This is a genomic window from Ruegeria sp. AB9, from assembly GCF_056542585.1.
Genome location: NZ_JBQGAA010000010.1, coordinates 148,532 through 158,329 on the forward strand (window position 1 = coordinate 148,532; position 9,798 = coordinate 158,329).

Below are 9,798 nucleotides of genomic sequence, written 5' to 3' on the forward strand. Positions count from 1 at the left end.
TCAGACATCCTCCATATGAGAGGCGTCGAATGCGCCCGGCAACAAATCCCCGATGGTTGTCTCGAATTCGGCGCCATCCACGGTAGCCAAAGTGACTTTCACATCGCGCTGTCCGAACTCAGCCAATTTCTGACGGCATCCACCGCAGGGTGGCACGGGCTGAGGGCTGGAGGCGACCACATAGACCTCTGACAGTTCCTGCTCGCCGGCAGCAACCATCGCAGCAATTGCACCCGCCTCGGCACAGGTGCCTTCGGGATATGCCACGTTCTCAACGTTGCACCCGGAATAGACCTGACCCGACGAGGACCGAAGCGCGGCACCAACCTTGAAGTTCGAATAAGGCGCATAGGCGTTTTCCCGGACCGACAAGGCGGCGTCTTTGAGCGACATGGCGATTCCCCATTTTTGATCATCTGGTCAGAAATTTGCACCGTAATGTAAAAAGACGGGGGATTTGAAGCCCCCGAACCATGTTTTTCGGTCAGCCCAGCGTTGTGTTGAAGGTACCGGGCAAGGTGACTTCCAGCAACTCGACGTTGTCCGAGGGTGAGGACAGCCGCGTGCGCATCCCGGGCGGGATGACAAAGGCATCCCCTTGCTCCAGCCGGTAGGGCTCGCGCCCGTCGCCTTCCAGGGTCACCTCGCCGTCCATCACGAAGGTAAAGTGAATGTCGGTATCGTGGCTGGCCCATTCCGGATCGCCCTGCCCCTTGCGCACGACTTGAACGCCCGCGACGCCTTTGGTGTTCCCGGCAATTGTCGTGTCGCGGCAGATGTAACCCGGAAGACGGAATGGTACCCATTCTGCGTCCTTGGCCTGGTTATAGACAAACCGTTGCCCCTGCCATTCGCGGTCCGGACGGACATGCGGCGTAGGAAGCTGCATGTCGTGATCGATTTCCGTGACATGCTCAGCCGGCACACCAATCTCGATGACCTGAACATTGTCCGACGCCTCCAGCACTCGGTGCCGAATTTCCGGCGGCTGGATAAAGCAGTCCCCCGCCGTCAGGCGCATTTTCTCACCCTGATCTTCATAGACGACATCCACCCAGCCATGGATGCAGAAGATCAGTTGAAACCCGACTTTGTGAAAATGCACCATGTCAGGCACCGGGCCACCATCCGGGATGCGGATATGGCTGGCAATGATCGATCCGCCCAAACGATCCGGCACCAGATCGCGATAGTGCATCCCGGCCCGACCGATGATCCAAGGCGCCTGGTCTTTGAGCCTGCGCACCACAAAGGAATGCACTGTTTCAGGCATCACCAGCGGAGGATTTCGTTCCTCAATCTCGATCCGGGTACCATTTGGCGCAACAAGAACGCGTTGGCCATCGGCGAAGCCGTTCGGATCATCCGTCAAGATACGCAATGTTCCCGGGCCTTCAGGCGCGTCTTTTTCGATCCGCAATCGCAGACCGTGCCCTGAAAATACTGCGACACGTGGATCGTCCGCTGGATAGATCATGTCCATCTGCATCCCCAACACTTTGGTGTAAAAGGGGATGTCGTTTCGAATTTCCCGGGTAGGTAAGCGAAATTCAGCTTGGGTCTGCGAGGGATCGGATGTCTTTGTCATGAGGCGTCTCGTCGGATTTCGATTTCGGCCATCCGATCAGAACGGAGGCCAAAATGCCAATCGAAAAGTACATCTCGAGCGTTTCTTCCAGCACGAAAAGCCGCGTTTTCATTACAGATGACAAAGTTTCACTGTTCAGCCCGGTAAATTCCTCGAGCAGCTGAGCGATGACGGCAAGACAGCCAGCGGCAAAGAACACAATCAGAAAGGGCGCCCGCTGTTTGAAAGCACGCCATCCTGTCGGGATGCCATGCCAAATGACGCCACCAAGTACAACGCAGACCAATGCAATTCTGACGGCCGTGATGTCCAGCGCGACGTCCAGACTGTCGAGGATCAGGAAGGAAACACTGCCTTCAGGATAAACACTTGCCTCCAGTTCGCGCTCAGCCAGCAAAAGGCATGTCAGTCCGATATACAACCGAGTGATGCCCGGATATCGCCACAAGGCTGCCAGCCCAGCAACAAACAAGCAAGCGGCGGAAACTGTTTCGAACAGACCGCCTTCCTGATTGAAAATCGCCGCCTGTTCTGGCCAGATGGTAATCGCGCCAAGAAGCACAGCACCCAAAACCACCGCGCCCCATAAGATTAGCGGTGCAAAACCAGTTTCGGCCACAGGACCGGAGGACAGGTCATCGACCTGATCATCTGCCTTGTTTGTCATAGCTGCTTCGTCTTGCCTGAGTGTTTGTCAGTTTCGCAAAGTTGGTTAGATGTAAAAAAAATATGAAAAAATTCAACCTATATTCGTTTTGCAGCTGCGACAAGTCGGCAAAGTTACGCTACGTAGCCAAGCTCGGATGAATAGTTTAATGTTAAATCAAATTCTCAGAGGGAACTGAATCTCCAATGTCTGACACCCCCAGCCTGCGTCAAGCCGCCCTTGACTATCACGCCCATCCGAAACCTGGAAAACTTGAGATCAAGGCCACGAAACCGATGGCCAACGGTCGCGATCTGGCCCGCGCCTATTCGCCCGGCGTGGCCGAGGCCAGCCTTGAAATCAAAGCCGATGCCGCGAACGCAGAAAAATACACCGCACGCGGCAATCTTGTCGCGGTGGTGTCCAACGGCACCGCTGTTCTGGGGCTTGGCAATATCGGGGCGCTGGCCTCAAAGCCGGTCATGGAAGGCAAAGCCGTCCTGTTCAAGAAGTTCGCAGGCATTGACTGTTTTGACATCGAAGTCGATCAGCCCGATCCTGAAAAGCTGGCGGATATCGTCTGCGCGCTTGAACCGACATTCGGAGCCATCAACCTGGAGGACATCAAGGCACCTGATTGTTTCATTGTTGAAAAGCTGTGTCGCGAGCGAATGAACATTCCCGTTTTCCACGACGACCAGCACGGTACTGCCATTGTTGTGGGCGCCGCTGCCAAGAACGCTCTGCATGTGGCCGGGAAATCATTTGCTGACATCAAGGTCGTATCAACCGGCGGTGGAGCCGCGGGGATTGCCTGCCTGAACATGCTGGTGAAACTGGGTGTGAAACAGGAAAATATCTGGCTGTGCGATATTCACGGGCTTGTCTACGAGGGGCGTGCCGAGGATATGAATTCCCATAAGTCGCAGTTCGCGCAGAAAACGGAATTGCGGACTCTGGATGATGTGATCGGCGAAGCGGACCTGTTTCTGGGTCTTAGCGGTCCGAATGTCCTGAAACCTGAAATGGTCAAGAAGATGGCCGACCGACCAATTATTTTTGCTCTGGCCAACCCAACGCCTGAAATTTCGCCTCAGGACGCGCGTGAGGTTGCCCCAGACGCGATCATCGCCACGGGGCGCAGCGATTTCCCCAATCAGGTCAACAACGTGTTGTGTTTCCCATTTATTTTCCGGGGGGCTTTGGATGTGGGCGCGACCGAGATCAACGATGAGATGCAGATTGCCTGCGTTGACGGCATCGCAGAAATGGCCCGTGCCACAACAAGCGCTGAGGCCGCAGCGGCCTATAAGGGCGAGCAGTTGACCTTTGGGCCGGATTACCTGATCCCGAAGCCATTTGACCCACGTCTAGTGGGCGTAGTGTCATCGTCGGTTGCCAAAGCAGCTATGGACAGCGGTGTCGCCAAACGCCCCATTGAGGACCTTGAAGCCTATAAGGAAAAGCTCAACCAGACTGTCTTCAAGTCTGCCCTGTTGATGCGCCCTGTATTCGAGGCCGCGGCTGTCGCATCCCGTCGCATAGTTTTTGCTGAAGGTGAAGATGAAAGGGTGCTGCGGGCTGCACAAGCCATTCTTGAGGAAACAACAGAAACGCCGATCCTAATCGGACGACCCGAAGTGATCGAAACCAGATGCGAAAAGCTGGGCCTGACCATTCGCCCGGGCACAGATTGTCAGATCGTGAACCCGGAAAACGATCCGCGCTATTTCGACTACTGGAACTCCTATCATCAGATCATGCAGCGTCGAGGCGTGACGCCGGATCTGGCCAAGGCGATCATGCGCACCAATACAACCGCCATTGGCGCGATCATGGTGCATCGCGGTGAAGCAGACAGCATGATCTGCGGCACGTTTGGCGAATACCGCTGGCACCTGAATTATGTCGAACAGGTGCTGGACGACGGCGATCTGCGCCCGCATGGCGCTTTGTCTCTGATGATCCTGGAAGACGGTCCCCTGTTCATTGCCGACACACATGTTCGGCAATTGCCGACACCCGAAGAACTGGCCGAAGCGACGATCGGTGCAGCAAGGCATGTTCGTCGGTTTGGGATTGAACCCAAGATCGCGTTCTGTTCGCAATCGCAATTCGGCAATCAGACCGAAGGATCCGGAAAACGGTTGCGTGCCGCATTGGAAATCCTGGACCGAAAACAGCGCGATTTTATTTATGAAGGCGAAATGAATCTGGATGCCGCTCTGGATGCAGACCTTCGGGCGCGTATTTTTCCGGGATCGCGCCTGGAGGGTGCGGCAAATGTGCTGATCTTTGCCCATGCGGATGCGGCCAGCGGCGTACGCAATATCCTGAAAATGAAAGCGGACGGGATCGAAGTCGGCCCGATTTTGATGGGTATGGGCAACAAAGCGCATATCGTCACCCCGTCCATTACCGCGCGCGGACTGCTGAACATGGCTGCCATCGCGGGAACTCCGGTGGCGCATTACGAGTAATCCTGTAGCCTGACACCTTGCACCGCATCCCTCAACGGGGTGCGGTTAACATAATGCTCATACCTACACCGCAAAACTCGTCGCATCTCAATGGTTACCATGGCGCAGACGGCAAAGTGGCACATTTGCCCAACGCTGAGTCGTCTCTGATCGATATTTTTGCACAACCAAGTTTGCAAGTTTGCAAAATACCAACTTCAACGTATAAAATCCAATGCAGGAAAAGAGGTTTGCAAAAATTTGCAAGCCATTGCGCGATTTCCTGCAAATATTTTGCGATAAACTGACGCGTCGTCATTTCACGCGCTTGCCCCAGAGTTTTCTGGGTCCTAACACAAGGCGCAAGTCGTTGTGAGGAGGACGAGATGGCGTATCAGGACGTTTATGACAGCTGGAAAACTGACCCCGAGGCGTTCTGGATGGACGCTGCAAAAGGGATCGACTGGGTCAAAGAACCCAGCAAAGCGTTGTTCGACGAGAATGCGCCATTGTACGAATGGTTCAGCGATGCGCGCGTCAATACCTGCTGGAACGCAGTGGACCGCCACGTGGAAAACGGGCGCGGTGAACAAACTGCCATCATCTATGACAGCCCCATCACCCACACCAAGCGCGAGATTTCTTATGTTGAACTGCGCAACCGCGTGGCCAATCTTGCCGGTGCGCTGCGGGCGAAAGGTGTCGAGAAAGGTGACCGCGTCATTATCTATATGCCGATGATCCCCGAAGCGCTTGAGGCGATGTTGGCCTGTGCCCGTCTGGGTGCTGTGCATTCCGTTGTGTTCGGCGGATTTGCGAGCAACGAACTGGCGGTCCGTATCGATGACGCCAAGCCCAAAGCGATCATTGCTGCGTCCTGCGGGATGGAGCCGGGGCGCGTGGTCCACTACAAACCACTTCTGGACGGCGCAATAGACCTGGCCGAGCACAAACCTGATTTCTGCGTTATCTTCCAGCGTGAACAAGAAGTTGCTCAGCTGATCGAAGGCCGCGACTACAACTGGCACGGGTTCCAATACGGCGTTGAGCCTGCGGATTGTGTACCTGTCGACGGCAACGATCCGGCGTATATCCTCTACACGTCCGGCACCACCGGTGCGCCTAAGGGGGTCGTGCGCCCCACCGCCGGACATCTGGTTGCTCTGAACTGGACCATGAAGAATATCTACAATGTCGACCCGGGTGACGTGTTCTGGGCAGCGTCCGATGTGGGCTGGGTCGTGGGTCATTCCTATATCTGTTATGCGCCCCTGATCCACGGAAACACGACGATTGTGTTCGAAGGCAAACCGGTCGGCACACCAGATGCGGGCACCTTCTGGCGAGTTATCTCGGAGCATAAGGTCAAAAGCTTCTTCACTGCTCCTACCGCGATCCGCGCCGTCAAACGTGAAGACCCGAAAGGCGAATTGATCGCCAAGTACGATCTGTCTCATCTGCGGGCGCTGTATCTGGCGGGCGAACGCGCTGACCCGGACACCATCGTCTGGGCACAGGATGCGCTGAAGGTTCCGGTGATCGACCATTGGTGGCAAACCGAAACCGGCTGGGCCATTGCCGGTAATCCACTGGGCATCGAAGAGCTTCCGGTCAAGCTGGGTTCGCCTGCGAAACCGATGCCGGGTTATGACGTGCAAATTCTGGACGAAGGCGGTCACCCTATGAAAGCCGGCGAACTGGGGGCCATCGCGGTCAAGCTGCCGCTGCCTCCCGGTACATTGCCGACCCTTTGGAACGCCGAGGCACGGTTCAAGAAATCTTATCTGGAACACTTCCCCGGTTACTATGAAACCGGCGACGCCGGAATGATCGACGAGGACGGCTACCTTTACATCATGGCGCGCACCGATGACGTCATCAACGTCGCGGGCCACCGCTTGTCCACCGGTGGGATGGAAGAAGTGCTTGCCGCTCATCCGGACGTAGCCGAATGCGCGGTGATCGGTGTTTCGGATCAGTTGAAGGGCCAGATGCCTGTTGGTTTCCTGTGCCTGAACACTGGCGCGGACCGGGACCACGGCGACGTGACTCAGGAAGTCGTCAAGATGGTACGCGAAAAGATAGGCCCGGTGGCTGCCTTTAAGCTGGCCGTCGTGGTCGACAGGTTGCCCAAAACCCGTTCAGGCAAAATCCTGCGTGGTACGATGGTGTCGATTGCAGACGGCCAGGACTACAAAATGCCTGCGACAATCGACGACCCTGCCATTCTTGATGAGATCAAAGGGGCCTTACAGACAATCGGTTACGCCAAGTAATCTGAGGGCGGCGAAAGCCGCCCTTTTTCGTGTCTTCTCTTGCAACCAGAGGCAGCCTCCCTACTGTCGCAGTAAGACAGTGAGGGCCCATGACACAAACCGACATCTGGCGTCTCAGCGCCACAGACCTGACTACCCTGACAAGACGCGGTGATCTGAGCGCAACCGAGGCGGTTCAGGCCTCGATCGAGCGAATGGATGCGGTTAACCCCGGCCTGAACGCAGTTGTGGAGGATCTGCGCACCCAGGCATTGGAACGTGCACATGCTCTGGATAATGCGCGGGCGAGTGGTCAACCGACGGGGCCGCTGCATGGTGTGCCAGTCACGATCAAAGTGAATGTTGATCAAAGAGGCCATGCGACAACCAACGGAGTAATCGCATTGAAAGATGTGATTGCACCGGATGACGCGCCAGTTGTCAGCAATCTGCAAAAGGCCGGGGCAATTGTTGTTGGCCGGACCAACACGCCTGAGTTTTCTTTCCGCGCAGACACGGACAATCCGCTTTATGGGCGTACACACAACCCTTGGGGTCGCCATATCTCACCCGGCGGGTCATCGGGCGGGGCCGGTGCAGCAGTCATGACCGGAATCGGCGCCCTGGCCCATGGCAACGATATCGGCGGTAGCCTGCGCTTTCCTGCTGCGGCGAATGGCGCAGTCACTGTGAAACCCGGACTGGGGCGTGTCCCTGCCTGGAACCCAAGCCAAAATGCCGAACGTGGTTTGCTGGCACAGTCGATGTCCGTTCAGGGCCTGATCACCCGATCGGCCGCCGACCTGCATCTGTCCATGCCCAGCCTGATCGCCGCCGACGCGCGCGATCCGTTTCATGTGCCGATGTCCTGGCGCGGTGATGCATTCGACGCGCCTGTCAAAGTGGCCTTCACCAAGAACACATTCGGCTATGCCCTGCACCCCGAGGTCGAAAAAGCGCTCGACACAGCGCGCGAGGCGCTGATCGACGCGGGTTATGTGGTGGAGGAGATTGACCCCCCGGACGTTTTTGAATGCGGGCGGATTGGGTACCGCACGCTGATGGGCGAAGTGTTGACACTTATGAAATCAGATATCGAAGCGGCTGGTTCCAAAACCATTCAGAACATCTTTGAGATCTATTTTCAGGAATTCCCACCGATCGTCGAAACCGAGATGATTCAGATGCTGGCTAAACGCAGCCATTATGCGCGCGAATGGTCCCTGTTTCTGCAGGATTATCAACTGGTCCTGTCGCCTTTCCTGCCGCAACCATTCTTCAAACCCGACCGCGACACAGAAGGCGCAGAGGGTGTGCATGAGGTTCTGGGGTGCGCCGTGTATTCGTATGCAATGAACTTTCTCGGCCTGCCCGCAGCTTGCGTCCCGGCCCGGTTGGCTGAATTGCCGAAGGGACCTCAGCCGATCAATGTTCAGATTGCCGCACAGCGCTGGCGCGAAGATCTGGCCGTGGACGCCGCCGCCGCAATCGAAGCGCGCGTGGGTCAAATGTGCCTGCCATTGTGGGAACGGATGGACGCAGCGCGATAGTCAAAAAAAAAATAGACCCCGGGTCATTGTACCCGGGGCCCGACTGCTAAAATAAGCCCGGATTTCTGATGACGAGCGTAGCACCACCCACCCTCGCCAGCGCGAAATTTGCGCAATCATTCGAATACGCCGTTCAGGTGGCCACTCACTCCCACCTTGGCGTGTTCTCCGGGCACGTTCACATTAGCCAATTGTAAATGGAATCCCTGTGAACTGCTTCACACAGACACAGAAAAACCTCGCAGAAACGCAAATTTATGTGAATTGCTCGGAAATCAGCCGTTCTTCCAACCCGTGTCCGGGGTCGAAAAGAATGCGGTGAGCAATAGCAGGCTCTGACCTGATCTCAACCCAATCAATGTCTGGGAATGCTATGGAATCAGCGGCGACGATGACAGGTCGCTTATCCGCATCCAGTACATCGAACCGTACCTTCGCGATTTTTGGCAGCAATGCACCACGCCATCGGCGGGGGCGAAATGCAGCTATTGGTGTCAACGCGAGAACGTCCGAGCCAATCGGCAGAATAGGTCCGTGCGCCGAGTAATTATATGCCGTTGACCCGGCCGCAGTGGACAGCAAGGCGCCGTCGCAGACAAGTTCATCCATGCGCTCGCGGCCATCAACGCTGATTTTCAAACGAGCAGCCTGTGGCCCAGCGCGCAGCAATGACACCTCGTTGATTGCCAGCGCCTCGTGCAGCTTTCCGGATTGATCCATCGCCCGCATCGCAAGTGGATTGATGACCTCTTCCTCGGCATCCTCCAACCGCGCCATCAGGTCGTCTTCATGGTACTCGTTCATCAGAAACCCGATCGTTCCCCGGTTCATTCCGTAAACTGGCGTATCGAGATGCTGCATGTTGTGCAGGGTGTGCAACATGAAGCCATCACCGCCTAGGGCAACCACAACATCTGCGTCGCGCGGCGCTGCGTTACCGTGTTTAGCGACCAGAATGTCACGGGCCGTTTGCGCCACTTTGACCTCACTGGCAAGAAAGGCGATTCTCTTTTTCATGTTTTCCGGTTTCCGGTGCTGCACATTTGGTTCCGAAACAAACATACCTTTCCCCGATAGGCCAGTCTTGACGCCCCAGCGGGCCAAATCGTCGCTTTAAGCCTTTTGCAAATGTGGCGTTTCCGATAGGAAATCCGCAAGAATTTTACCCAGCCATGTGGAGCGCCCATGAACGCCAATCTTCGTGACACCGGATTTTTCACCCAGTCTTTGTCGGACCGTGATCCTGAGCTTTTTGGCTCGATCACGTCGGAACTGGGTCGTCAGCGCGACGAGATCGAGC

7 protein-coding genes are annotated in these 9,798 nt (G+C 56.1%); 3 read left to right on the forward strand and 4 right to left on the reverse strand.

Annotation, left to right across the window (positions count from 1 at the left end; genetic code table 11):
• The 3 genes from ACR0K5_RS18380 to ACR0K5_RS18390 form a co-directional block, all read right to left on the reverse strand.
• Complete coding sequence (locus ACR0K5_RS18380) at nt 1–393, reverse strand: cytidine deaminase (RefSeq protein WP_480631092.1); 393 nt, start codon at nt 391–393, stop codon at nt 1–3.
• A gap of 91 nt (nt 394–484) precedes the next feature.
• Nucleotides 485–1,588 (reverse strand): cupin domain-containing protein, encoded by a 1,104-nt coding sequence (locus ACR0K5_RS18385; RefSeq protein WP_480631093.1) that lies wholly within the window; start codon nt 1,586–1,588, stop codon nt 485–487.
• Nucleotides 1,551–2,255: a hypothetical protein gene (locus tag ACR0K5_RS18390; RefSeq protein WP_480631094.1), complete on the reverse strand. Its 705-nt coding sequence runs from the start codon at nt 2,253–2,255 to the stop codon at nt 1,551–1,553. The genes ACR0K5_RS18385 and ACR0K5_RS18390 overlap by 38 nt, the downstream gene beginning before the upstream one ends.
• A gap of 185 nt (nt 2,256–2,440) precedes the next feature.
• Here ACR0K5_RS18390 and ACR0K5_RS18395 point away from each other — a divergent pair, with 185 nt between their 5' ends.
• The 3 genes from ACR0K5_RS18395 (at nt 2,441) to ACR0K5_RS18405 (ending at nt 8,498) form a co-directional block, all read left to right on the forward strand.
• A complete protein-coding gene (locus ACR0K5_RS18395) occupies nt 2,441–4,714 on the forward strand; it encodes an NADP-dependent malic enzyme (RefSeq protein ID WP_480631095.1) in 2,274 nt (757 codons plus the stop codon).
• Nucleotides 4,715–5,079: 365 nt separating this feature from the next.
• Nucleotides 5,080–6,969: a propionate-CoA ligase PrpE gene (prpE, locus tag ACR0K5_RS18400; RefSeq protein ID WP_480631096.1), complete on the forward strand. Its 1,890-nt coding sequence runs from the start codon at nt 5,080–5,082 to the stop codon at nt 6,967–6,969.
• An 89-nt stretch (nt 6,970–7,058) separates the two neighbouring features.
• The gene (locus ACR0K5_RS18405; RefSeq protein WP_480631097.1) at nt 7,059–8,498 is read left to right on the forward strand and encodes an amidase family protein; all 1,440 of its coding nucleotides are present in this window, start codon (nt 7,059–7,061) and stop codon (nt 8,496–8,498) included.
• A 255-nt stretch (nt 8,499–8,753) separates the two neighbouring features.
• Here ACR0K5_RS18405 and ACR0K5_RS18410 read toward each other — a convergent pair whose 3' ends face one another.
• A complete protein-coding gene (locus ACR0K5_RS18410) occupies nt 8,754–9,560 on the reverse strand; it encodes an NAD kinase (protein ID WP_480631098.1) in 807 nt (268 codons plus the stop codon).
• Nucleotides 9,561–9,798: the final 238 nt, after the last annotated feature.